Annotated in this window: 14 protein-coding genes; 10 read left to right on the top strand and 4 right to left on the bottom strand. The window is 65.2% G+C overall.

What is annotated here, in order from left to right; all coding sequences use genetic code 11:
* Positions 1 to 15: 15 nt before the first annotated feature.
* Genes ACQR13_RS20740 through ACQR13_RS20725 form a run of 4 tightly spaced genes read left to right on the top strand, consistent with a single transcriptional unit; the run spans position 16 to position 5,092 of the window.
* Complete coding sequence (locus ACQR13_RS20740) at positions 16 to 1,632, top strand: ABC transporter substrate-binding protein (RefSeq protein ID WP_316202373.1); 1,617 nt, start codon at positions 16 to 18, stop codon at positions 1,630 to 1,632.
* Positions 1,633 to 1,656: 24 nt separating this feature from the next.
* Positions 1,657 to 2,634 (top strand): ABC transporter permease, encoded by a 978-nt coding sequence (locus tag ACQR13_RS20735; protein WP_316202374.1) that lies wholly within the window; start codon positions 1,657 to 1,659, stop codon positions 2,632 to 2,634.
* Between the two features lie 2 nt (positions 2,635 to 2,636).
* On the top strand, positions 2,637 to 3,467 hold the full coding sequence (locus ACQR13_RS20730; RefSeq protein ID WP_315711810.1) for an ABC transporter permease: 831 nt from the start codon (positions 2,637 to 2,639) through the stop codon (positions 3,465 to 3,467).
* Positions 3,464 to 5,092, top strand: a complete 1,629-nt coding sequence (locus tag ACQR13_RS20725; RefSeq protein ID WP_316202375.1) for an ABC transporter ATP-binding protein — start codon at positions 3,464 to 3,466, stop codon at positions 5,090 to 5,092. Before ACQR13_RS20730 ends, ACQR13_RS20725 begins: the two co-directional genes overlap by 4 nt.
* On the opposite strand, the gene ACQR13_RS20720 is transcribed toward ACQR13_RS20725, so the two are convergent.
* A complete protein-coding gene (locus ACQR13_RS20720) occupies positions 5,089 to 6,399 on the bottom strand; it encodes an NAD(P)/FAD-dependent oxidoreductase (protein ID WP_315827560.1) in 1,311 nt (436 codons plus the stop codon). The two genes, ACQR13_RS20725 and ACQR13_RS20720, sit on opposite strands and share 4 nt — an antisense overlap.
* 150 nt (positions 6,400 to 6,549) lie before the next feature.
* On the opposite strand from ACQR13_RS20720, the gene ACQR13_RS20715 reads away from it, so the two are divergent.
* Positions 6,550 to 7,407 carry a VOC family protein gene (locus ACQR13_RS20715; RefSeq protein ID WP_315711806.1) on the top strand — a complete coding sequence of 286 codons (858 nt, stop codon included), beginning with the start codon at positions 6,550 to 6,552 and terminating at the stop codon, positions 7,405 to 7,407.
* Positions 7,408 to 7,447: 40 nt separating this feature from the next.
* On the opposite strand, the gene ACQR13_RS20710 is transcribed toward ACQR13_RS20715, so the two are convergent.
* From ACQR13_RS20710 to ACQR13_RS20700, 3 genes are read right to left on the bottom strand one after another with little or no spacing between them, the layout of a single operon-like run.
* On the bottom strand, positions 7,448 to 8,482 hold the full coding sequence (locus ACQR13_RS20710) for a 2Fe-2S iron-sulfur cluster-binding protein (protein WP_315711805.1): 1,035 nt from the start codon (positions 8,480 to 8,482) through the stop codon (positions 7,448 to 7,450).
* The gene (locus ACQR13_RS20705; protein ID WP_434863148.1) at positions 8,482 to 10,413 is read right to left on the bottom strand and encodes an ethylbenzene dehydrogenase-related protein; all 1,932 of its coding nucleotides are present in this window, start codon (positions 10,411 to 10,413) and stop codon (positions 8,482 to 8,484) included. Before ACQR13_RS20705 ends, ACQR13_RS20710 begins: the two co-directional genes overlap by 1 nt.
* Positions 10,410 to 10,592 carry a hypothetical protein gene (locus ACQR13_RS20700; RefSeq protein ID WP_315711801.1) on the bottom strand — a complete coding sequence of 61 codons (183 nt, stop codon included), beginning with the start codon at positions 10,590 to 10,592 and terminating at the stop codon, positions 10,410 to 10,412. The genes ACQR13_RS20705 and ACQR13_RS20700 overlap by 4 nt, the downstream gene beginning before the upstream one ends.
* A 776-nt stretch (positions 10,593 to 11,368) precedes the next feature.
* On the opposite strand from ACQR13_RS20700, the gene ACQR13_RS20695 reads away from it, so the two are divergent.
* The 5 genes from ACQR13_RS20695 (at position 11,369) to ACQR13_RS20675 (ending at position 23,618) form a co-directional block, all read left to right on the top strand.
* Complete coding sequence (locus ACQR13_RS20695; protein WP_315827558.1) at positions 11,369 to 13,231, top strand: type I secretion system permease/ATPase; 1,863 nt, start codon at positions 11,369 to 11,371, stop codon at positions 13,229 to 13,231.
* Between the two features lie 3 nt (positions 13,232 to 13,234).
* On the top strand, positions 13,235 to 15,190 hold the full coding sequence (locus ACQR13_RS20690; protein ID WP_434863147.1) for an HlyD family type I secretion periplasmic adaptor subunit: 1,956 nt from the start codon (positions 13,235 to 13,237) through the stop codon (positions 15,188 to 15,190).
* A 67-nt stretch (positions 15,191 to 15,257) separates the two neighbouring features.
* On the top strand, positions 15,258 to 17,387 hold the full coding sequence (locus ACQR13_RS20685) for an autotransporter strand-loop-strand O-heptosyltransferase (RefSeq protein ID WP_434863146.1): 2,130 nt from the start codon (positions 15,258 to 15,260) through the stop codon (positions 17,385 to 17,387).
* A gap of 553 nt (positions 17,388 to 17,940) precedes the next feature.
* Positions 17,941 to 21,234 (top strand): beta strand repeat-containing protein, encoded by a 3,294-nt coding sequence (locus tag ACQR13_RS20680; protein WP_315711795.1) that lies wholly within the window; start codon positions 17,941 to 17,943, stop codon positions 21,232 to 21,234.
* A gap of 569 nt (positions 21,235 to 21,803) precedes the next feature.
* Positions 21,804 to 23,618, top strand: coding sequence for a hypothetical protein (locus tag ACQR13_RS20675; RefSeq protein ID WP_315827555.1), 1,815 nt, complete (start codon positions 21,804 to 21,806; stop codon positions 23,616 to 23,618).
* Positions 23,619 to 23,822 lie beyond the last annotated feature (204 nt).

The raw sequence follows: 23,822 nt of genomic DNA, 5'->3' as shown, positions 1-23,822 counted from the left end.
CTTCGGGAGACCTTGATGAATTCGAGCCGTTTCGAGATCAGCCGCCGGACCGCCCTCCTGACCTCCGCTGCCATCGCCGCGAATGTGGTCAATCCACTCCGCGCCTTCGCCGAGGAGACGCCGCGCAAGGGTGGCGTGTTCAACGTTCACTACGGCGCCGAGCAACGCCAGCTCAACCCAAGCCTCCAGGCTTCAACCGGCGTCTACATCATCGGCGGCAAGATCCAGGAGAACCTCGTCGACCTCGATGCCAACGGCCAGCCGGTCGGCGTACTTGCCGAGAGCTGGGAGGCGACGCCGGACGGCAAGACCGTCACTTTCAAGCTGCGCAAGGGCATCACCTGGCATGACGGCAAGCCGTTCACGTCGGAGGACGTTGCCTTCACCGCGATGAACATGTGGAAGAAGATCCTGAACTACGGATCGACCCTGCAGTTGTTCCTGACTGCGGTTGACACGCCGGATCCGCAAACCGCGATCTTCCGCTACGAGCGGCCGATGCCGCTCAACCTGCTGCTGCGCGCCCTGCCCGATCTCGGCTACGTCTCGGCCAAGCACATCTACGAGAGCGGCGACATCAGGCAGAACCCCGCGAACCTCGCCCCCATTGGCACTGGTCCGTTCAAATTCGTGAAGTACGAACGCGGCCAGTATATCATCGCCGAGCGCAATGCCGACTACTGGCGGCCGAACGCGCCCTATCTCGACCGCATCGTGTGGAAGGTGATCACTGACCGTGCGGCTGCGGCGGCGCAAATGGAGGCAGGCGAGCTGCACTACAGCCCGTTCTCGGGCCTGACCATCTCCGACATGGCGCGGCTCGGCAAGGATAAGCGCTTCATCGTCTCGACCAAAGGCAATGAGGGCAACGCGCGCACCAATACGCTCGAGTTCAACGTCCGCCGCAAGGAGCTGGCGGACGTGAAGGTCCGCCGCGCCATCGCGCATGCGATTAACGTTCCCTTCTTCATCGAGAACTTCCTCGGCGATTTCGCCAAGCTGGGCACCGGTCCGATCCCGTCGACCTCGACCGACTTCTACCCCGGCGCTAATACGCCGCAATATCCCTACGACAAGGCCAAGGCGGCGGCGCTCCTGGACGAGGCCGGCTACAAGCCCGGCGCCGGCGGCACCCGCTTCTCGCTGCGGCTGCTGCCCGCGCCATGGGGCGAGGACATCTCGCTGTGGTCGACCTTCCTCCAGCAATCGCTGGGCGAGGTCGGCATCGCGATCGAGATCGTACGCAACGACGGCGGCGGCTTCCTCAAGCAGGTCTATGACGAGCACGCCTTCGACCTCGCGACCGGCTGGCACCAGTATCGCAACGATCCGGCCGTCTCCACCACGGTCTGGTACCGCTCCGGCCAGCCCAAGGGCGCGCCGTGGACCAATCAGTGGGGTTGGGACGATGCCAAGATCGACAAGATCATCGATGATGCGGCGACCGAGGTCGATCCGGCCAAGCGCAAGGCGCTCTATGCCGACTTCGTGCGCGAGGCCAATACCGAGCTGCCGGTGTGGATGCCGATCGAGCAGATCTTCGTCACCGTGATCACGGCAAAGGCGCGCAACCACTCGAACACGCCGCGCTGGGGATCGTCGAGCTGGCACGATCTGTGGCTTTCCGCCTGAGCCGGAATCCGTCAGGATAAGGCCATGCGCATCTTGAGCCTTGCGGGGCGGCGGCTCGCCGCCTCGATCCCAACCCTGTTCCTGATCCTGATCGGCGTCTTTCTCCTGCTGCAGCTCGCGCCGGGCGATACGGTCGACGCGATGATGGCCCAGATGGGCGGCGGCGACGCGGCGACTGCCCGCGAGCTGCGCCGCTTCTATGGGTTGGATCTGTCGGTCCCGATGCAGCTCGCCAATTACCTGTGGCGGCTGGTGCGCCTCGATCTCGGGTTCTCCGCGATCTACGGCAAGCCAGTCGCCGCCGTGATCCTGGAGCGGCTGCCGACGACCCTGCTGCTGATGACCTCCGCTCTCTCCTTTGCGTTCTTCTTCGGCCTCGTGTTCGGCGTGATCGCGGCGCGCGGCGTCAATCGCTGGCCGGATACGCTGATCTCGACGGTCGGCCTGATCTTCTACGCCACGCCCTCGTTCTGGTTCGGCCTGATGGCCATCGTGGTGTTCTCGATCTATCTGCAATGGCTGCCCGCGGGCGGCTTCGAGGACATCGGCGCCGTCAGCACCGGGATCTGGCGCGTGCTCGACATTGCGAGCCATCTGGTGCTGCCGTCGCTGACGCTCGGCCTGATCTTCCTGGCCATCTATCTGCGCATCATGCGCGCATCCATGCTCGAGGTCCTGAACCTCGATTTCGTCCGCACCGCGCGTGCCAAGGGCCTCGACGAAACCCGCATCATCACCCGCCACGTGTTGCGCAACGCGCTGCTGCCAATGGTGACGCTGATCGGACTCCAGGCCGGAACGATGCTCGGCGGCTCGGTCGTGGTGGAGACCGTATTCTCGCTGCCCGGCCTTGGGCGCCTCGCCTATGAATCGGTGGTCCAGCGCGATCTCAACACGCTGCTCGGAATCGTCTTCGTCTCCGCGCTGCTGGTGATCCTGGTCAACTTCGTCACCGACCTGCTCTACGCGCGGCTCGATCCGCGCATCACGGCGGAGGGCTGAACATGGACGCCGCGAAGCGCTACTTCCGCAGTCCGGCTGCGGTGCTGGGCCTGATCCTGCTGCTGATCGTCGTAGGCATGGCGATCAGCGCCGGCTATCTGTATCCGCGCGATCCGCTCGCCCTCGCCGGCCGGCCGCTGATCTGGCCGTTCGCCAATCCACGTTTTCTGCTCGGCACCGACAATTCCGGCCGCGATATCGCCGCCCAGATCTTTCACGGCGCCCGCATCTCGCTCCTGATCGGCGGCGTCGCCACGTTCATTGCCGTGGCGATCGGAATCATGGTCGGCGCGCTCGCCGGCTACTACGGCGGGTGGGTCGACAACATCCTGATGCGCATCACCGAGGCCTTCCAGACACTGCCGAATTTCGTGCTGCTGCTGGTGCTGGTCGCGGTGTTCGGCTCGACCTTGACGACGGTCACGATCGCCGTCGGCATCGTCTCATGGCCGGCGCCGGCGCGGTTGACGCGGGCTGAGTTCCTCTCGCTGCGCAGCCGCGAATTCGTCCAGGCCGGCCGCACCCTCGGCATGCGCGACACCCAGCTGATGCTGGGCGAGATCCTGCCCAACGCGCTGCCGCCGGTGATCGTCTATGCCGGCGTCGTGATGGCGGTTGCGATCCTCCTGGAAAGCGCGCTTGCCTTCCTGCGGCTGTCCGACGCCAACGTCGCCTCCTGGGGCAACCTGATCGGCCTGGGACGCGACGTGCTGCGCGTGCAGTGGTACGTGTCGGCGATCCCCGGCGTTGCCATCCTCATCACCGTGCTTGCGGTGTCGCTGGTCGGCCAGGGCCTCAACGATGCACTGAACCCGCGGCTGAAGCAGCGATGAGTCCAGCCAAGCCCGTTTTGACCGTCGATCGCCTCAGCGTACGTCTGCCGAAAGGCGCCGACCGCATGCATGCGATCTCGGAGGTCTCGCTTGCGATCGCCGAAAACGAGATCGTCTGCATCGTCGGCGAGTCCGGCTCCGGCAAGTCGATGATGGCCAACACGATCATGCGGCTGCTGCCGGACGGCGTGACCACCGACGGCGGCCGCATCCTGTTCGCCGGCCACGACCTCTGCACCGCCACGGCGGCCGAGATGCGCCGCATCCGCGGCGCCGAAATCGCGATGGTGTTCCAGGAGCCGATGACCGCGCTCAATCCATTGCGCACGATCGGCGACCAGATCGGCGAGGTCCTGGACATCCATACCGATCTGTCGAAGGTCGAGATCAAATCGCGCGTGCTGTCGCTGCTGTCGGACGTCAACATTCCCGATCCGCCGCGCGCGGCGAAGGCCTATCCGCACGAGTTGTCCGGCGGACAACGCCAGCGCGCGATGATCGCCATGGCCTTGGCGCTCGATCCGAAGCTGCTGATCGCCGACGAGCCGACGACGGCGCTCGACGTCACGACGCAGGCCCAGATCCTCAAGCTCATCCGCGAGCTGCAGCAGAGGCGCAAGACTGCGGTGCTGTTCATCACGCATGACTTCGGGGTCGTCGCCGAGATCGCCGACCGCGTCGTCGTGATGCAACATGGCAGCGTCGTCGAACAGGGCGCGGCGGCGGATGTCCTGCAACGGCCGCAGCATGACTACACCAGGCAACTGATCGCCGCGGTGCCGCCGGTAGCAGCGCCCCCGGCACGCAAGCTGTCGGACCGGATGATCCTCACCATCTCCGGTGTCTCGAAGACATATCGCACCGGCGGCTTCCTCGGCCGCGGCGAGCGCGTCACCCATGCGGTCAGGGACGTCTCGCTCGCGCTGCCAAAGGGCGCAACGCTCGGCATCGTCGGCGAGTCGGGCTCCGGCAAATCCACCCTCGCCCGCTGCATCATTCGCCTGATCGATCCCGACGCAGGAACGATCCTGCTCGACGGTGAGGACTGGGCGCGCCTCTCCCGCAGCGAGGTCAGAAACCGGACCCAGCAGATGCAGATGGTGTTTCAGGACCCGTTCGCCTCGCTGAACCCGCGGCGCAAGGCGGTCGATCTGGTGGCGCAGGGACCGATCGTGCACGGCACCTCGCGAGACCAGGCGCTGACGGAGGCGCGCGAGCTGTTCAGCCTAGTCGGGCTCGACCCGTCGGCCGCCGATCGCTTCCCGCATGAGTTCTCCGGAGGTCAGCGTCAGCGCATCGGGCTGGCGCGCGCGCTGGCACTGAAGCCCAAGGTGTTGGTCGCGGACGAACCGGTGTCCGCGCTCGACGTCTCCGTTCAGGCACAGGTGTTGAAGCTGCTGACCAGCCTGCGCGAGCGCCTCGACCTGTCGATCATCTTCATCACGCACGACCTGCGCGTCGCAGCCCAGATCTGCGATCTGGTCGCGGTCATGAAGGACGGCGTCGTCGTCGAGCATGGACCCACGCACGACGTGTTCGGCAACCCGCAGCATCCGTATACGCAGGCTCTGCTCGAGGCCATTCCCGGCGGCGACTTCGCCCGGACCGAACATCCCACGTCTTAGCCGATCTCACGCGCGTCGCGATATCGGTACAAGAGCAGCATCAGCGGCGCGAACGGACGCAGCAGGGCGTGCGCGGGAATGGTGACCGGCTCCGTGAACGGCAGCGCCAGCTCGTTCGCCGACACGCCGCGCACCGCTTTCGCAAGCTCCGCACCGAGGGGGATCGTGAGCGCGACCGCGCGGCCGTTGCAGCCGGTCCAGCCATAGGCATCAGGACCGAGGCGATGAATCCGCGGCATGTAGTCCGTGGTCATGCCGACATAGCCGTTCCAGACATAGTCGAACCTGACCTCGCCGATCTGCGGCCACAGGCGCTGCAGGCGTTCGGCGACCCTCGCCTTCAGCCGCTCGGCCTTATTGCCGGGGCCGATCACGGCGCCGCCGGTGACCAGTCGGTTGCGGGCGTCGTAACGCGCAAAATAGAGTTCGCCATGGGTATCGGACATCGCCTGCCGCGCCGGGATGACGGTCTTCCGCACATTGTCGGACAGCGGCTGCGTCGCCATCTGCCACGACAGCACGGGCATCACCTCGTGCGCGATATCCGGTGCGAGCGCCTTGGAGAACTCGCCGCTATAGGCATTGCTCGCCAGCACCAGCGCGCGCGCCGACAACTCCCCTCGTGCGGTGCGCACGATCCAGCGATCCCCCCGCCGGGCGAAATCGATCACCGGCGAGCGCGCATAGATCCGGCCGCCCAGGCTCAGCACCGTCCGCGCCAAGCCACGCGCCAGCGCGAGCGGATTGATGTGGCCGCCGGTCTTGTTCCAGAAGCCGCCATGCCAGGCGTCCGAGCCGAGCATGTCTCGCGCCTGATCGCGCGACAGCAGCTCGACCGGCGCGCCGAACTTCGACCACTGCTTGAACCTGCGCTCGGCGATCTTGATGCGGCCGGGCGTATGCACCGGCTGGACCCAGCCGGCCTGTTCATGCTCGGCGTCGATGTTGTACCGTCTCACGGTATCGAACAGATTGGACGCGCTGTCGCGTAACATCGCCACGAAGCGCTCGCCCGCGGCGCCATGACGCGCGACGAGGTCGTCCGGATCGGGACGTGACAGCGTCGGAATGACCTGACCGTTGTTCCGGCCGGATGCGCCCCAGCCGGGCTCCATCGCCTCGACGATGGCGACGTCCGTCCCAGCTTCGCGCAGATGCAGCGCCGTCGACAGCCCCGTGAAGCCGCCGCCGATGATGACCACGTCGGCCTGCACACTGCCCTGAAGCTCGGACAGGTCGGGTCCAGCCGGGGTCTGCGCCGCCCAAAGGGATGGCGGCCATTGAACGGAATCTGTGGTGGTGCTCATCGCGGACAGCTCATCCTTGCTGGTCGACCGCCCTGCCGGAGATCGATCTTGCCTTGCGCCCAGCGCCCCGCAGCGCCGGTTGCGGCGCATGGGTCGATTGGGCATAGTTCGGCCACCAATATGCCAAGTTCGCTGCAAGGAGACAAACGCGTGGCCCTCAAGAATGTCATCGGTATCGATCACGCGGTCGTCGTGGTGAAGGATCTCGACGCCGCGGCGGAGACCTGGAAGCGGCTGGGTTTTACGCTGTCTCCGCGCGGCACGCACAGTGCCAAGATGGGATCCGGCAACTACACCATCATGCTCGATCCTGACTACATCGAGTTGCTCGGCATCCTCGCCGAGACCGATCACAACGTTCCAACCCGCAATTTCCTTGCCCAGCGCGGCGAAGGCATCGAGCGCATCGCCTTCACGGCGATCGATTCCGCGGCCGGCGCCGAGGAAATCCGCGCGAAAGGTTTTGAGCCGATTGGTCCCATCGACTTCGAGCGTCCGGTGCCCCTGCCCGACGGCAGCATCTCGGCAGCGAAATTCCGCGTGTTTCAATGGCCCGTCGCGGAGGCTCCGGGCGGCCTGCGCATCTTCGCCTGCCAGCACAAGACGCGCGAAACGGTGTGGATCCCGGAACTGATGCGCCATGCCAACGCCGCCAAGCAACTGAAGCAGGCGCTGATCGTGACGCCGGATCCGGCCAAGGACGCGGCTCACCTGTCGCGCCTGATCGATCGCGACGGCCGGGACGAAGCCGACGGCGCCGTGACCGTCACCTCGGGCGGTGACCGCGCCGATTTCGTATTCCTGACCAGGGACCAGCTCGCAGCGCGCTATCCGGGTGTGTCGCTTGCCGGCCTGCCGGAGCGAGGCGGCGCAGGCCTGGTGCTGGCCTCACACGATCTGACCGCCACCGAAAAGGCTCTGGGCGCGGCAGCGGTGCGCAGTGGCGCGAGCCTGATCGTTCCGCCCGCGTCGGCCACCGGCACTCTGCTCGCTTTCATGGCCGGCTGAGCGCCGGACTGCGGCCGCGCGCGTCGCGGCCGCAACGATCTCATTCCGCCGGCTGGAACATGGCCGGCCGGCCTCGCTGGCTGTCGAGCCACCCGACCAGCCGATCCATGAGTCCGCCGCTCGACTCGGAGGGCTGCGCCGACGAGACGAACGGATCGCAATGACACTTCGCTCCGGCCGCGCGCGACATCTTCGCGACCGCCTCCGTCATAGCCGGCGCGCCGCAGGTGTAGACGACGTCGTTCGGCGTGAGCTCCGGCATGTGTTCGGTCGGCCGGCCGCTGCGAATCGCCGGCGAGACGTTCTGCGGCTCCGACACGATCGGGATGATCTTCACGTTCGGGAAGCGCGCCAAGCGGCACAGCGCCTGATGCATGTAGAACGACTGCAAGGTGCGTGACACGACGATGAAGACGATCTCGCGCTTCGGATTCTCCGTGATGGCGGCGACCGCGATCGCCCACATCGGCGCGAAGCCGGTGCCGCTCGCCACCAGGATGATCCGGCCGCGATGCTTCTGACGGAAGAACGCGGTGCCGAGCGGCGCCGTCAGCTTGACGCGATGGCCGACCTGGATGTCACGGCCGAGCGCCGAGGACACCAAGCCATCCTTCAGGATGCGGATGTGCAGATACAGCAGATGGCTATCGGGTGCGCCGACCATCGGATAGGTCGGGCTGTAGCAGCGTGTCGGAAAACCGCGGTACTGGACCTTGGCGTATTGTCCAGGGAAGAATCGCAGCGGCTTCGGCATCTCGAGGGTGACACCGACGACGTCGGGCGCGAGCCGCACGAGATCGCCCACCTCGCAGTTCATCGTCACCGTATCCGGCACGGGCTCCGTGATGATCTTGAGGTCGGACACGACACGCGCCTGGCACGCATGCGCCATGTCGCCTTCCATGCCGCCGAACAGCTTGCCGTCGATGACCGTCACTTTACAGGAACCGCAGATTCCGCTGCGGCAGTCATGGGGCAGATCCACGCCACTGTTGATGGCGCCGTCGAGCAGGATATCGCCCACATTCGCGTAGAACGTTTCCCTGTTGTACTGGATCTTGCAAATCTTACCCATTACTGCACCTCAAGTCGCATCGGCCGGATCTGCCTGGTATGTCTGATCTGGGTATGGTCGAACGCTGCGACACGCATGAACACGCCATTCTTGATCGGAACGTCGTACTTGCTTTTCGTGTCCATTTTGCGGGCAATTTCGAGCGTCCAGTGGCCCGCGGCCCAACGCGCAGCGCAACGGATGTCCGCGCGATCACCGGTGAACTCGCCGCTGACGAGAACACCGGGCACCACGGTCCCGATCGGCGTCTGGGCATCCGCCTCGGCCGAATAGGGCACCGATTCGGCCTCTGTCATGAACCAGCGCGCGCCTTCACTCTCGCCGATGTTGGGATCGAGATTGATCTCGCCCATCGCCGCGGTCATCGCGGCGACGTCCTTCGGAAGGCGCTTCGGTCTCACGCCCCGATTTCCCAGTCTTGCGGCCTCCCTGTCGATCACGAAATTGTCCGAATAGTTCGCAGTCCCCGGATCCGGTGCGAACCCGCCCTTGTAGGGCGTGAGTCCCTTGACCTGATCCGGTGTCGGCTCCGCAGGCGGACCGAAATGATCATCGTCCATCCATCCGGTCGGGCCGCCGCTCGTCGCCTTCCACAGCCAGGCGTCGGCATAGAGATTCGGCGCCGGCGTGTAGTGGATGCCGCGACCCGACAGCGTCGGCGGCTTGTCCGGCATCGGCTGCGAGCTCATGTGAAACGTTCGGTCCGCGGCCAAGGTGATCGGCAGCGTCGTGAACAACAGCGAGAACTTGTCCTCGTTGAAATCGTTCTCGTCGCCCTTGTCGAATCCATTCTGCAGGAGATGCCAGCCATCCGCCTTCTTGATCAGCGGCAGCTGCTTCAACGATCGCGTCGGATCCTCCCAGATGACGAGGAAGTAGACCCACGTGCCGTCATGCGCCGCCTTGATCCAGACGCGCGATTCGCCGGTACCGTCGAAATTGTCGCCCTGGTTGGTCGTCACCATGTGCGGCTGGATGTTGCGCCAGACACGATCCGACGAATCGCCGTCAAGCGTCGGCGCATCCGATGTCGCGATTCGATACACCGTGACGGTGTCCTCGGCGTAGTAGTCGGCGGCGAACATCGCCGAACCGATCACGATGGCTGCGGCGATCGCGACCATGAACGGGTTGGATTGGAAGCTCGGATTGCGGCGGCGGGAATTGCCCTTGGCAGGTGTCGGCGGCGGACGCATGCGGCCCGGCGGCACACGCGGCTCGGACCGGGCCCGCATCGGCTCCTCCATGCGCCGCGGCGCCGGCATCGGCTCACGTGCTGCAGGCCGCGCAGCTGGCGCCGGCCTCCTCGGAGGCGCCTCCGCTTCCTCCAGCTTTTCCGACTGCTCGACCAGCATCGTGAGGAGTTCGACGGGATCGAGCTTTGGCGGCGGCGGCGGCAAGGGCGCCGGCCGGAACACGCGATAGAGCTGCATCTTTCCGCCGATGCTGAAGTGAACCAGGACGTGCAGCACCAGGAAGGCCGGGATCACCCAGGTCGCGTACCAGTGGATCATCATGGTGACGTAGCCGGAGGCTACGCCGAAGAAGAGCATGCCTCCGGTGACGATCAGGATCGCCATGGAGATGAAAAGCACCCAATGCAGCATCACGCTGATCGAGCCCAGCCGCGCCGGCCGGCGGCCGAGCAAGCCCTTGAAGCGCATCTTGTCGATGGTGACGCGACGGCCGAGCCCTGACTTCGAGATATAGATCATGTAGGCGACGGCGACGCTCGCGAGCACGACCCCAGCCGGCATGTGCCAGGTCCAGGTCCGGTGCCGGGGCAGCAGCCAGTCGAGATTGTTGGCGATCCATGCGTGTCCAGGCGCTTCGGTCGCCATGCGAAGCCCCGTCAGGAACGCGATCACCGTGGCCCCAACCAGGGTCCAGTGCAGGATGATCGTTCCATAGTCGGTCTTGCGGATCTTCATGCGTGCGCCTCCAGAGCTGCGCGCACGCGATCGGCGCGATTCACCGCCGACCTGGCGACCGTATTTCGTCTCAGCGGACCGATCCGGCGCAGGATGATCAAGTATTCAACCCTGCGGGCCGCCCCTCGACCCGAATCCATTCCCGCATCACGCGTCTCGATGGTGATGTCGTCCAGCAACTTTGTCGTCCCCCGGATACGCTTTACTAAGTGAGCAACTTCGTCCGACTTCGGCGTTACGGCGCCGTTCTGCACCCAATCGTTGCCCCGCTACGCTTGAGCGTGATCGGTTGGATCACGCCTATGGTTGATCAGCTGCCGTGGCCCGAGCCGGTGACGAGTTGCTCGGATCGCACGCGGACTGATCTGCTTCGTCCTCCCTGGAGTTGATGTTGATCTCGTGCGCCCGATGCTTGGCGGGTCACCGGTTCCACAGCGGCCGCACGTTCGATGATAGAACACATCGTCGGTCGCCATGCCCGGCTGAGCTGATTGCACGTCTTGGATTGGTGCGCGGAGCCGCATGTCCTTGTGTTGCCGCCGCCATCATGATCGTTCTCCGCACCATCATCGAATACCGCATGATCGAGATGACAACGCCTGTGCGTTGCACCGCAGGAAGATTTATTCGGCTTCGTGGCGTCATTCGGCCCGGACCGCGACCAATGAGTACGGAACCAAGGTGATAGACGGACGAATGTGTGACACGCGTCGCGTGCCGATGGCTGCTATCACGCTGCAACTATCGACGATCGCGGACGGATTTCGCACGGACCCGATCGCGCTGAACGATGCCACACTTTTTCAGAGCCGCCCCGGCGCATCGCGCCTCGTGCCGGTCGTTTACCCGCGACGCTGCGACGGAATTGCCCACTTGTCCAATTGTTGCCGGAAAATCGTCGGTATCGACTGTCAATAGCGCGGAGTGAAGCACTGTGTTTGGGAGACGCGCCTGGATGAGTCTGGCTCAAGACCGCCCGAGAACGAAAGCCGCGGCTGCCCTCAACGACCTTCTCTCGGGAAGCGACGATCCGGTGACGCGCGGGTTGCGCCAGGCTGTCAAACGCATGGCCGGCATCGGCGTGTTCAGCGGCGTCATCAACATCCTGATGCTCTCGGGCTCGGTTTATATGATGCAGGTCAATGATCGCGTCGTTCCGAGCAAGAATCTCGCCACGCTCGTCGGCCTGTCGGTGATGATTCTAGCCGTCTATCTGATTCAGGGTTATTTCGACGCGTTGCGCACCCGCATGCTGTGCCGGGTGGCGACCGTGTTCGACGCGAGCTTGCAGGACGCGATTCATCACGCTCTGGCCACCCTGCCCCTGCGCGGCACCAAGCCGATGCTGATGCAGCAGCCGCTGCGCGATCTCGACCAGCTGCGCGCCTTTATGTCGAGCATGGGACCAACCGCCTTTCTCGACATGCCATGGATACCGATCTTCCTGATCGGCATGTTTCTGTTTCATCCGCTGATCGGCATCACGGCCGTCATCGGCACGGCCGGAATCATCTCGATGACGCTGGTGACCGACCGGTTGTCGCGTCAGGCGAGTAAATCCGCCAGCGATACGAGCGCCGCGCGGCAGGTTCTCGCCGACGCCACCCAGCGCAATGCCGAGGTGATTCGCGCGCTCGGAATGCTGGATCGCTTCTCGGCACGCTGGAACGCCGTCAACGAGCGCTATCTGAAGGACAACATTCGCGCGAGCGATGTCTACGCCAATCTCGGAGCCGCCGCGAAAGTGCTGCGCTTCATCCTGCAATCGGGCATGCTCGGCATCGGCGCGGCGCTCGTCGTCTCCGAGCAGGCCTCCGGCGGCGTGATGATGGCCTCGTCGATCCTGATGGGCCGCGCGCTCGCCCCGATCGAGATCGCACTTGGCAGCTGGAAACAGCTGGTCGCCGCGCGCCAGGGCATCGCGCGTCTGCGCGATATCTGCAAGGCCACCGCCAGGCCGGAAGCGCCGCCGGTCGCGTTGCCCCGCCCGTTCCGCGAGCTGACCGTACAGGAGCTGACGGTCACCGCGCCGGGCACCGATCGGCCGATTGTTCAAAACGTGTCGTTCTCGATCAAGGCAGGCACGGGTCTGGCACTGCTCGGCGCGAGTGCATCCGGCAAGACCTCGCTCTCGAAGGCGCTGGTCGGCATCTGGCCTGCACAGCATGGATCCGTCCGCCTCGACGGCGCAGCGCTCGACCAATGGAGCAACGAGGATCTCGGCCGCCACATCGGCTACCTGCCGCAGGACGTTGCCCTGTTCGACGGCAGCATCGCCGACAACATCTGCCGCTTCGACGAGAATGCGAGCTCGGATGCGATTCTGAAGGCGGCGCAGATCGCCGGCGTGCACGACATCATCCTGCGGCTGCCGGAAGGCTATTCGACGCGAATCGGCCAAGGCGGCATGTCGCTGTCGGCCGGTCAGCGGCAGCGCGTGGGTCTGGCCCGCGCGGTGTATGGCGATCCCTTTCTCATCGTCCTCGACGAGCCGAATGCCAATCTGGACACCGACGGCGAGAACGCGCTCAGCCGCGCCATTCAGATCATGCGGCAGCAGAACCAGAGCATCGTGATCGTGATTTCGCACCGTCCCAGCGCGCTGAATGCGCTCAACATGGCGCTGGTGCTGTACGAGGGCAAGGCGATCGCATTCGGTCCCTGCCAGGAGATATTTGCCCGCGTCGCCGGAGCCAACAAGGCCGCGGGACCCGCCGTCACGCATGCCCCCGCTCCGCCCAGGGTTGCTGCTCCCGCAGCGGCGCCAAATCCGAACGCCCGCTCGCTTCGTCGCGCCGCCCCAGCAGAAAGCGCTTGATCAATGAAACACATCAACGACTTCAGGCCGTTCGACGACGACGATTATGTGCGACCGAAGACTCGCGCGGTCGGTCCGCAGGGCGATGCATTGATCCTCGAGCTGCAGCGGCTGCAGGGCGCATTCGACGACGGCTCCGACGAGGACCCGCGGCAGCGCCACGGCACACGGGACGGCGGCAAGAAGCGACGGCGTCCGCCACCGTCGCCAGGCAGGCCAAAGCCGCGTTCGAAGAAGAAGGGCAGCACCATGGGCCGCGCCCTCGGTGCGTCGCTGTCGCTGTTCGGTCTCGGCGCCCAGGCGCCCCGGACACGCCGGGGTGAAGGCATCCGCGAGATGGACTGGCAGCAGCCCGCACCGATGCGCGGCAACGAGCCGGAGCTGTCGCCGCCGCCGCGCCATCCGCCCGCGCGCATGGCGGGCAGCAATTCGGCGCCCCTGCTCGACCTGCAGGATGCACGACGCGACGGCAATTTCGGCGTCGGCGCGCCGCGCGCGGTCGGGCAGCAGAACCTCCCCGCCCGTCTGGCGCATGCGCCTGCCGTTCCGCAAACCCGTGTCGGCCGCCTGGTCGGCACCGCCGGCACGGCCTTGACCACCGGCATGACCTTCATTGCGACGCAAGGAACGGCGGCCGATCTCGACGACGGCTCGGACGAATCGCTGGTGCCGCGCGTCAGCCGCATGTTCGAGAACGAGTTGCGTCTCGGCTTGCGGGTGCTGCTTGTCGCCGGCGTTCTCGGCGGCGGCTGGCTGACCCTCGTGCCGCTCGCCGGCGCGATCGTGGTCCCCGGCAATCTCGTGGTGCAATCCAACGTGAAGGCCATTCAGCATCCGACCGGCGGCATTGTCGCGGAAATCAAGGTCGACAACGGCAAGCGCGTCGCGGCGGGCGATCTGCTCGTGCGGCTCGACGCTACGCAGAGCCAGGCCCAGCTCCAGGCGATCACCAAGCAATTGAACGAGCAGCGCGCCAAGATTGCGCGGCTCTCGGCCGAGCGTGACGGTCTCGATCAGCCGGACTATCCGTCCACTCTGACCTCACGTCAGGACGATCCGAACGTCCGCACCGTGATCGCGTCGGAGAACGCGCTGTTCAAGGCCCGTGCCACGACCCGCAAGAGCCAAAAAGAGCTGCTGCAGGGCCGCATCGTCCAGCTGAACAACGAAATCAGCGGCATGGAGTCTCAGCTCGAATCCAAGAACAAGCAGATCGAGCTGATCAAGGGCGAGTTGGCCGGCGTGCAGGAGCTCTATGACAAGCGGCTCGTTCCGCTGACGCGACTGACCACGCTGCAGCGGGAAGCCGCTCGGATCGACGGTGAACGCGGCCAGCTGGTGTCCAGCGTGGCGGAGACGAGGTCCAAGATCAGCGAAGCCGAGCTCCAGACCGTCAAGATCGATCAGGATTTCCGCAGCGAGGTGGTCAAGGACCTCAGCGAGTCCCAGGCCAAGGAAGGCGATCTGGTCGAGAAGGGCGTCGCCGCGCGCGACCAGCTCGATCGCATCGAGATGCGCGCGCCGAACTCCGGCACCATCCACCAGCTCGCGATCCACACCATCGGCGGCGTCATCAAGCCGGGTGAGACCGTCATGGAGCTGGTCCCCGATTCGGACGAACTGCAGGTCGAAGGGCACGTCCAGCCCAAGGATATCGATCACGTTCACGCCGGGCAGGATGCGATGGTCCACTTCAACGCCTTCAACCAGCGCACCACGCCGAAATTGAGCGGCCAGGTCTCGTTCGTGTCGCCTGATATCACCAATGACCCACGAACCGGTTCCACCTTCTACACGGTCAGGATCACGCTGTCCGACGAGGAGCGCAAGCGGCTCGGCAACGTCAACCTGATGCCCGGCATGCAGGCCGAAGTCTACGTTCAGACCGGCAGCCGGACGATGCTCAGCTATCTGATGAAGCCGGTTCTCGATCAGTGGCGCCGCGCCTTCGTGGAGTAACAAGACCGAACGGCCGCGGTCGGCGTCATCGCTCACGAATGAACGCAGACCGCGTCGGCACCTCGACATGAACGTTGCAAATTTTCCCCGCACCTCAGACCCGGCGATGGTGCCGGCAAGTGCGTTACCGTCCGCCCAGCCCGGCGCCCGCACCGAGGCGTCTGATCACGCACGCAAGCCGCGACTGCCGCCGCCAGCGGCCGTGCCGACCCAGGAGGGTCCCCAGGGGCTGCGCTTCGACTTCAACGACGGCTGTCGTGTCATGCTGCCCGACACCGGACACGCCTGGCACGTCCGATTGAGCGATCTCGAGACCGCCAACGTCCTGTTCGACATCGACCTGCGTTCTGGGCACGTCAACAGCAGCAAACGCTACTTTGTCCCGTTCAGGCTCGAAGTGTGGTCAGGGCCCGAGCTGCTGCTGTGCCACGACTATGACGCCACCGACCGCGACGTCCTGATCCAATTCCCGGTCGGCACGATCGGCGACATCATCGGCTGGATGAGCTATGCAGTGAAGTTCAAGGACCTGCATCGGTGCCGCCTGAGCTGTGCGATGGGCGAGCCGCTGATCCCGCTGTTCCGCGACGCCTACCCTGACATCGCATTCCTCAGCCACGAGACGGTCCAGCCGGAGCGATACTACGCAACCTACTCGGTCGGGCTGTTCTTCGACGATGCCGAGCTGGTCCATCAGCCCTGTGATTTCCGGCAGGTCGGCCTGCATCGGACCGCAGCTCACATTCTCGGCGTGGATCCGGCCGAGCGTCCACCTCGCGTCGCGTTGAGCGAAGACAGCCGTCCCATCGAGGACCCCTATGTCTGCATCGCCATGCAGGCAACGACCGCGTGCAAGCACTGGAACAATCCCGAGGGCTGGCAGAGCATCGTGGCCTTCCTCCGCGCGACCGGCTATCGCGTGATCTGCATCGATCAGACCGCGGAGCGCAGCCACGGCGCCTACCGGACGCAAATTCCCGCCGCAGCCGAGGATCAGACCGGCGACCGGCCGCTGCCCGAGCGTGCCCGCTGGCTCAAGCATGCCGCATTCTTCATCGGCCTTTCCTCGGGGTTGTCATGGCTGGCCTGGGCGGTCGGCACTCCGGTCGTGCTGATCAGCGGCTTCACCCACCCGACCAACGAGTTTGCGACCCCCTATCGGGTCATCAACCATCACGCCTGCAACAGTTGCTGGAATGATGCCAGTCATCGCTTCGACCATGAGGACTTTCTGTGGTGCCCGCGATGGCAGGGCACGTCCCGACAGTTCGAATGCACGCGCCTGATCACGGCCGCGCAGGTCGAGGGCATGTTGCGCCGAATTCCCGGATTCGGACAGGGATTGTATCCGCAACCGCGCACCTCTCAGCAGCAGGCGGCGCCTGCGTCCTTTGATCGGCATCGAACCTCGAGGGCAGAGTCTGCGCCGGAATCCGTCGAGAGCGACGAACCGGTCGCGCTCGCAGCACTGCTGGCGCGACCGTGCGGCGACGTTGCCCGCGGGGGCCTTGCAGTCGGCGTCACGGTCGCCGCCGGCAGGCTGCTGGATCAGGCTGCCGCCGGCATCGCGGAAGGCGATCGCGCAGCCACCGCGAGCGATCTCATGGGCGCGCTGCAGAACTACAAGCAGAGCATCGCCATCGTCAGGTACCTGACCGCAGCCAATCCGGACGACGCCGGGTTTCAACGCAACCTCTCGGTCGCCTTGAACCGCATTGGCGCCGTGTTGTTCGTTCAGCGAAACCTCGAGGCTGCGCATGCCGCCTATTCCGCCAGCCTCGCCATCATCCGGAAGCTGACCGCAGCTCACCGCGGCAATCTCAGCTTTGAGCGCGACCTCGCGTGGTGCCACGCTCTGCTGGCGGACGTGCTCGCCGCCCAGGGCCGCCATGCCGAAGCCTTCGAGCAGCGTCGCGCCAATACCGCGCTGATCACCCACCTCGCCAACACGGTCGCCAACGATCCGTCGCTGCAGCAGGCGCTTGCAAATTCCTACCAGAGTCTGGGCGATGCCTTCATTCCACTCGGCAACATCGACGGCGCGCTCGCCGTCTACCGGATCAGCCTGGGCCTGACCAAGCAAGGGCTGGACGCGAACGGGCAGAATGACCCGGCCTGGAATCAGCTCTACACCACACTGCTGCAGAAGATCAGGACTGCGCTCCTGGCACAGCGTCAGGCCGCGCCGCCGTCCTGAACGGCGCACGGCGAGGTCGGCCGATACGCCCAGGCGCGTTCGCCTCTCACTCCCCCGGACAGACGATCCATCGTGGCGTTTTTCCAACAATCGCGCTGCGACAATGCCGCGCGCCCTCGTCGCTGGGCAGCCTTAAGCGCATCAGACCAACCCTGCGTCTGATCTCCGGAGACCGGCCACTCACCGGCGAGATGCAGGCAGCATCTTGACGACAACATGCAATTCGCGCCCGATCGCCGTACCCCGCATTTGCTGCTTGCCGCCAGAAATCAATCACTTGGCACGCGATCGCGGCACATCTGTCACAGATCCGCGATGTCCCGAGAACAACATATTTGCGGACTCCCCCACGCCTTTTTTGGCCCGATTGCTCCGAGCATATAGCGAGGTGCGACAAAGTAGCGCGCGTCAGAAAAGCGCGCGACACAGCGGCGCACGGGCGTGAGGCGCGGCGCAGCACGTCCGACGCAGGGCCGATGCGCTTCCGCATCGTCCGGCCAGTTTCGGTACGGGGCCCTGCCGGGCGTCGGATGAACTTGGGGAGAGATGATCTATGGCGAATAACACCTTCAACCCGACGGCGCTGGCCAACGGAACGTCGAACCTGCTGGTGCGCGCCTCAGCGCTCAAGATGTCGACCGACCTCGTCCAAGCCGGCGTGGTGTTCAACGATGCGGTGCGCGCCTCGCTCGGCCTGTTCACGCAGGCAGGCAGCGGCAACTCGAACCCGTTCCTCGGCAGCTACACGACCGATCTCCACGCCGTACAGAACGACATCGCCGCGATGCTCGCAAATCCCGGCCAGGTGACCCTGGGCGGCCAGGCCTTCACGCTGAATGCGACCGACACCGCCGTTCTCACCAACGTGCAGGCGCAGATCTCGACGCTGCTCACGGCCGCACCGCAGACCACGAATGCTGCGACGATCACAGCCGCGGATCAGACCCTGCACGCGGTCCAGCAGGAGATCCTGCAGGAGATCAACGGCGACGCGCATCTGTCCGGCGCGCTCAACAAGGTCAACTTCCTCGCCAACACCGGCGGCCAGGACGTCGGCTTCCAGAACACGCCGGCCGGTGCCGATGATGCGGCGACCTTGGCCGCAGCGACCGCAGGCAACACGCTGAAGGATGTCGGCCTCGTCTTCAACAAGGTCGTCGACCTCGCCTCCGGCGGCATCAGCACCGCGAACCTGCAGGAGGTAACGAACGACCTCACCGCGATCTCGCAAGGTCTCACCAAGATCCTCAACAACAAGACCCAGCTTGCCCAGATCGAGAATGGCGAAACGGCGAACGCGGCCGCGCTCACGACCATCCATCTGCAAACGGTGCTCGGGCAGATCAATCTCGAGCTCAACCAGTATGCCAAGGCGGAAACAACCGGCAATCAGGCTGCGCTGCGCGGCACGGCGGACAATCTGCTCGACAGCATCGACATCATTCAGAACGACGCCAATCTGAACAAGGCCGCGGGCGGCAACGGCATGCCGGGCCATGCCGGCGGGTTCGCGGAGGATCCGGGCGGGTTGACCGGCACGGTCACCAAGTTCCAGGACAACCAGGCGCAGACGAATTTCTGGGCCGCCTTCTTGGCGGAAGGCAACACCATCAACGCGACCCTGCAGAAGATCGCAACCGGCGGAGCGCAGGCCAGCGCCGCACTGGTCACCCAGATCCAGAACTATCAGGCATTTGGCGCCAATTTCGATGCCGCGCAAGGCAACGTTTTCCGTGGCCGCTTCGACAACGAGCTTCTGAGCGGCACGCTCGAAGCCGACACGGCGGCCGCGGTGAAGGGCCTGCAAGGCATCCTGAACGGCGATACGGGCGCTGCGCTTGCCGCGGACAAGGCGATGCTCGCCGCGGCCGGCCAGGGCTTCGCGGCCGACGCCATGGACGTTTCCGGCAACAACATCGCCATCGGCGGCGCGACCTATGTCGGCTCGGCGACCACGGTCTCGACGGCCACGTCGGTGCACGGACTCGCCCAGGGCACGATCCCGGTCACGGCAACCCCGAACATTGCCAACGGCACCGGCGGCTCATCGTCGACGCCGCCGGCTGGCGGCGCCACGCCGGTGAATTTCAGCCCGACCGCGCTTGCCAACGGCACGTCGAACCTTTTGACCCGTGCCACGGCGATCCAGCATTCGACCGACCTGGTGCAGGCTGGCGTCGTCTTCAACGACGCGGTGCGCGCCTCGCTCGGCCTCTTCAGCCTCGCCAACAGCGGCAACTCGCCGGCCTTCCTCACCAGCTACCAGGCCGACATCACGGCGGTGCAGACCGATATTGCGGCGATGCTGGCCAACCCTGGTCAGGTCACGCTCGGCGGCAAGACCTTCGCCTTGAACGCGACCGACACGGCGGTGCTGACCAATGTCGAGGGGCAACTGGGCACACTGCTGCAGGCGGCGGGACAGTTCGCCAACGCCAGCACATCGGCAGCGGCAAGCCAGACGATCCACGCGCTGCAACAGGAAATCCTCGGCGAAATCCACAATGACGCGCATCTGGCGAACGCGTTGAACAACGTCCCCTTCCTCGCCAATACCGGCGGCCAGGACGTCGCCTTCCAGACGTCGCCCGCGGGCGCGGACGATCCGGCGAGTCTTGCCGCCGCTACCGCCGGCAACAGCCTGAAGGACGTTGGTCTGGTCTTCAACAAGGCCGTCGAGGTCGCCTCGGGCGGCATCAACACCGGTAACCTTGCCGAGGTGACCGCGGACTTCACCGCCGTCCAGCACGGACTGACGGCCATCCTCAACAACAAGACCCAGCTCGCGCAGATCGAGGCTGGCGAGACTGCCAACGCCGCGGCGCTGACGACGATCCATCTGCAGACGGCGCTCGGCCAGATCAACCTGCAGCTGGGCAAGTATGATCAGGCTGCGACCACCGGCAATCAGGCCGCTCTCCGCGGCACGGCCGACAACCTGCTCGACATCATCGACATCATCCAGGGCGACACCAACCTCAACATGGCGGCAGGTGGCAACGGCAACGCCGGCCATGCGGGCGGCTTTGCCGAGGATCCGGGCGGGCTCAAAGGGACGGTCACCAAATTCCAGGACAACCAGGCACAGACGAATTTCTGGGCCGCATTCCTGGCCGAGGCCAACACCATCAACGCCACGCTGCAGAAAATCTCGACCGGCGGTGCGCAGGCGAGCGCGGCCCTGATCACGCAGATCCAGAACTACCAGCAGTTCGGCGCCAATTTCGACGCCGCCCAGGGGGCCGTGTTCCAGGGTCGGTTCGACAACGAACTGCTCAGCGGCACGCTCGAAGCCGACACCGCCAACGCGGTCAAGGGCCTGCAAGGCATCCTCAACGGCGACACCGGCGCGGCACTTGCGGCAGACAAGGCGATGGTCGCCGCGGCCGGCCAGGGCTTTGCCGCCGACGCCATGGACGTCTCCGGCAACAACATTCCGGTCAATGGCGGCACCTATGTTGGGACGGCCACGACGGTCTCGGCGGCGACCTCAATCAAGGGGACCGCGCACGGCACCATTCCGGTCACCGCGACACCGAACCTGGCCAACGGCACCGGCGGCACTGCTGCGGCAGGAACCACCGCCGCCGGTGGCGCTGCAGCCGGTGGCACCGCGGCGAACGGAGGCACGTCGACCGGCGGAACGGCGGCTGGCGGAACGGCGGCTGGCGGAACGGCGGCTGGCGGCACGTCGACGGGTACCACGGCCAACAACGGCAGCAACGCCACGCATCACAGCGATCATCACCATCATCACGATCAAAGCCAGGGCGCGCATATGAGCCAGGCCGCGGCTGCCGGGCCCGACATGTCGCATCTCCACGCGATGCATCACATGTGGGGTTGACGAGGCAGCCGCAGCAGCCGCTGCGGCTGGGATACGGATACCCGGGAGCACAAGCAGATGAGGTCCACTCGCGCAGTGCTCCCGGGGGAAATGAGAAGGACAATGAGCCGGGCGAGACGACACGCGTTGAAGAAGGAGGCCTCGGAAGATCAACAAAGATGCACGTTCCGTTCCGCACCGCGGAGGCTCGTCACGCTGGAACTTTTCTAAGGAGAGATCGGTGACCGGTCGCAAGATCGGGGCAACTTCTTGTCTGGACCGTGCGTCGAAGCGCCGCTGAGCGACGATGTTGCGGGGATGCCACGACAGAAATCAACGAGTTAGTAAGCTTCCGACCGTCGCCGTGACCCGGCTGCGACAGGAGCCATTTGCCCGAACAACATCATATTTGAGGACTCCGCGGCGCTTCTTTTGGCCCCATTGGAGCAAATAATTCCCAGGTGCTCTGAGGCTGCGACATTTCGCCCGTTCCGCGAAGGAGCGAACGAGACGTCGCTGCCCGATCAACGCCCGCGTGCTGCCGATACGCCAAGCAGCAGACGCCGGGTTGAAACTTGGGGAGATGATCAATGGCAGCCAATACCTTCAACCCGACGGCGCTGGCGAATGGCACGTCCAATCTGCTGGTTCGCGCCTCTGCGCTCAACCCGTCGACCGACCTCGTCCAGGCCGGCGTCGTGTTCAACGACGCGGTTCGCATCTCGACCGGCCTGTTCTCGACGCCCCAGAACAGCGGCAACTCCAACCCGTTCCTCGGCAGCTACACCACAGACCTGCATGCCGTGCAGAACGACATCAACGCGATGCTTGCCAATCCCGGAGATGTCACGATCGGCGGCAAAGCATTCACGCTCAACGCGACCGACACCGCGGTGCTCACCCAGGTCTCGAACGAGATCACGACGCTGATCAACGCCGCACCCAACACGACCAACCCGGCGACCCTCGCCGAGGCCGACCAGACCATCCACAACGTGCAGATGCAGATCCTGGCGCAGATCCAGGGTGACGCGCATCTCTCGGCCGCGCTCAACAACGTTCCCTTCCTGGCCAACACGGGTGCCATGGACGTGGCGTTCCAGAGCCTTCCCGCCGGCAACGACAGCGCCACCAATCTCGCTGCAGCGGCCGCGGGCGACCTGACCGCCATCGGAACGGTGTTCAATGCCGCCGCTGACCTTTCGCTGGGCGGCATGAGCGCCAACAACATCAACCAGATCCAGGCTGATTTTACGGCCGTGACGCAGGGCCTTCAGGCGATCCTGAATGACCCCGCGAAGCTCGCTGCGATTGAAGCCGGTGAAACCGCCGTTGCGGCCCAAACGACGACACTTCACCTGATGACGCTGCTCAGCCAAGCAAACCTTCAGCTGAACAAATACGATGTCGCCGAGACGATGGCCAATCCGACGGCGCTGCGCGGCTCCGCCGACAACATCGTCGACATGATCGACGTGTTTCAGAACGACGCGGCGCTCAACGCAGCGGCGGGCGGCACCGGCGCGCCTGGTCACATCGGCGGGTTCTCCGAAATGCCCGGCGGCCTGACCGGGACCGTCACGAAGTTCCAGGATAATCAGGCGCAGACCAATTTCTGGGCGTCGTTCCTCGCCGAGGGCAATACGCTGGGTGCGAAGTTGGTTGCGGTCGCAAATGGAACAGGTACGGCGTCACAGGCCCTGATCGACCAGATCACGAACTACCAGAACTTTGGCGCCGCGTTCGATGCGGCGCAGGGGGCGGTGTTCAAGGGACGGTTCGACGACGAGCTCGCCGCCGGAGCTCTACAGTCTGACACCATCATGGCCACCAAGGCATTGATGGGCATCATGAACGGCGACACGGGTGCAGCCCTGGCGACCGATCAGGCGATGTTGAAGGCTGCCGCCGCGAACTACATCGGCAATGCCGGAGACATTGCTGGCAACAACATCGCGATCGGCGGATCGGCCTACGTGACCTCAGCGACGAGCTTCGTGACAGCGACTGCGGTCAATGGCATTGCCCAGGGCACCGGCATGCCGGCGGGCGCCAATCCGAACATCGCCAACGGCACGGGCGGAACGCCTACGAGCACGACCACGCCCGGCGGCGGCATGGGCGGAGGTGGCACGACCGGTGGTGGCACCACCGGAGGCGGCACTGCGGGCGGTGGCACCACGGGTGGTGGGACGACCGGTGGCGGCACGACGGGCGGTGGAACGGCCGGCGGAGGAACCACCGGCGGCAACAACACCACCACGACGCATCACTGCGGCGGCCACCACAGCCATCATAGCAGCCACCACACGGCGGCAGCCGCGGCCACGGCCGCAACGGCGGCAGCGGCCTCGAGCGGTCCGGACATGTCCCACCACCACGCGATGCACCACATGTGGGGCTGACGCCTTCAGCAACCTGACCAACATTGGCCGGCGCAGACCCCCTTGGGTCTACGCCGGCTCGTTGCGTTGTGGCAGCACCGGCCATCGACGCTGCACGTGGCCGGACAAGCTCCATCCGCTGCTCGAAGGGTTCTAGCCGACCGTTTGCGATCGGCCTCGCCTAAGCCTCCGTTTCGCTTCAATCCGCCTCGACAACGGCATTCG

This window comes from Bradyrhizobium sp. HKCCYLRH3059 (genome assembly GCF_051168035.1).
In the GTDB taxonomy this organism is placed as follows: Bacteria; Pseudomonadota; Alphaproteobacteria; order Rhizobiales; family Xanthobacteraceae; genus Bradyrhizobium.
The sequence above is the reverse complement of the archived record's forward strand: the minus strand, read 5'-3'. Positions and strand labels throughout refer to the sequence as shown.

What these genes read in the sequence shown, in the direction of transcription:
- ACQR13_RS20690 (WP_434863147.1), top strand. Translation starts at nt 13,235, where the DNA reads ATGAAACACATCAACGACTTCAGGCCGTTCGACGACGACGATTATGTG.
- ACQR13_RS20710 (WP_315711805.1), bottom strand. Translation starts at nt 8,482, where the DNA reads ATGGGTAAGATTTGCAAGATCCAGTACAACAGGGAAACGTTCTACGCG.
- ACQR13_RS20675 (WP_315827555.1), top strand. Translation starts at nt 21,804, where the DNA reads ATGGCAGCCAATACCTTCAACCCGACGGCGCTGGCGAATGGCACGTCC.
- ACQR13_RS20720 (WP_315827560.1), bottom strand. Translation starts at nt 6,399, where the DNA reads ATGAGCACCACCACAGATTCCGTTCAATGGCCGCCATCCCTTTGGGCG.
- ACQR13_RS20705 (WP_434863148.1), bottom strand. Translation starts at nt 10,413, where the DNA reads ATGAAGATCCGCAAGACCGACTATGGAACGATCATCCTGCACTGGACC.
- ACQR13_RS20695 (WP_315827558.1), top strand. Translation starts at nt 11,369, where the DNA reads ATGAGTCTGGCTCAAGACCGCCCGAGAACGAAAGCCGCGGCTGCCCTC.
- ACQR13_RS20680 (WP_315711795.1), top strand. Translation starts at nt 17,941, where the DNA reads ATGGCGAATAACACCTTCAACCCGACGGCGCTGGCCAACGGAACGTCG.
- ACQR13_RS20730 (WP_315711810.1), top strand. Translation starts at nt 2,637, where the DNA reads ATGGACGCCGCGAAGCGCTACTTCCGCAGTCCGGCTGCGGTGCTGGGC.
- ACQR13_RS20735 (WP_316202374.1), top strand. Translation starts at nt 1,657, where the DNA reads ATGCGCATCTTGAGCCTTGCGGGGCGGCGGCTCGCCGCCTCGATCCCA.
- ACQR13_RS20740 (WP_316202373.1), top strand. Translation starts at nt 16, where the DNA reads ATGAATTCGAGCCGTTTCGAGATCAGCCGCCGGACCGCCCTCCTGACC.
- ACQR13_RS20685 (WP_434863146.1), top strand. Translation starts at nt 15,258, where the DNA reads ATGAACGTTGCAAATTTTCCCCGCACCTCAGACCCGGCGATGGTGCCG.
- ACQR13_RS20725 (WP_316202375.1), top strand. Translation starts at nt 3,464, where the DNA reads ATGAGTCCAGCCAAGCCCGTTTTGACCGTCGATCGCCTCAGCGTACGT.